Here is a 676-nt window from a genome sequence, read left to right as displayed (position 1 = left end):
GCGTGCCTTGACCTGAGGGCCGACTGCCGCGAAAATCCATCTGTCCGGTATATTTACCCTTCAGCTCTGCCATCACGCGGCCCATGTCCCGCAGGGATGTGGCGCCTGCCGCCTCGATTGCGGCATCGATGGCAGCATTCACTTCGTCAACGCTCAGTCGACGGGGAAGGAATGCCTCGATCACCTTGATCTCTGCCTTTTCCTTGGCAGCCAGATCGACACGTCCGCCTTCTTCGTACATCCGGCTGCTTTCCTGGCGCTGTTTTACCATGCGGCTCAGGATTGCCAGAATCTCGTCATCCCCCACAGCCTCCTGACCTTATGTTCCAGTTTGTGGAAACTGCCGAGGAGGCGATGGAGTACATGGACAACTGGGTTGCCCCGCCCCCACGCAAGGCCGTGCGTTAAGCTTTCGAAAGCTCGCTTTCCAGCTTCAGCACCTTGGTCCCGTCTTTCTGGCTCAGCAGATAGGCGGGGCGCTTCGTGCTTCCGTTACGGACAATCTTGCGCCCCTTGATCGTGCGCTGCACGCGGCGGGTGAAGCTTTGTTCAACCGTTCCGCTGGCCGTGCCTGATGCCCAATTCCATTCAACCGTATCGCCCTTGGAAAACTTTGCCATGAAACCGCTCCCTTTTGACGGGAACGGTGCCGGGCCGCAGGCGGTTCCGGTCAGGT

General features: G+C 59.2%; 1 protein-coding gene and 1 pseudogene. Both read right to left on the bottom strand.

Annotation, left to right across the window (positions count from 1 at the left end):
- A pseudogene (locus TR36_RS14235) lies at positions 1–313 on the bottom strand (GatB/YqeY domain-containing protein); the annotation flags it as partial.
- A 91-nt stretch (positions 314–404) separates the two neighbouring features.
- On the bottom strand, positions 405–676 hold a 272-nt coding region (locus TR36_RS14230), incomplete at its 5' end, for a DUF2945 domain-containing protein (RefSeq protein ID WP_370553456.1).

The sequence above is a fragment of the Falsirhodobacter sp. alg1 genome, assembly GCF_000739715.2.
Lineage (GTDB): Bacteria > Pseudomonadota > Alphaproteobacteria > Rhodobacterales > Rhodobacteraceae > Falsirhodobacter.
The sequence above is the reverse complement of the archived record's forward strand: the minus strand, read 5'-3'. Positions and strand labels throughout refer to the sequence as shown.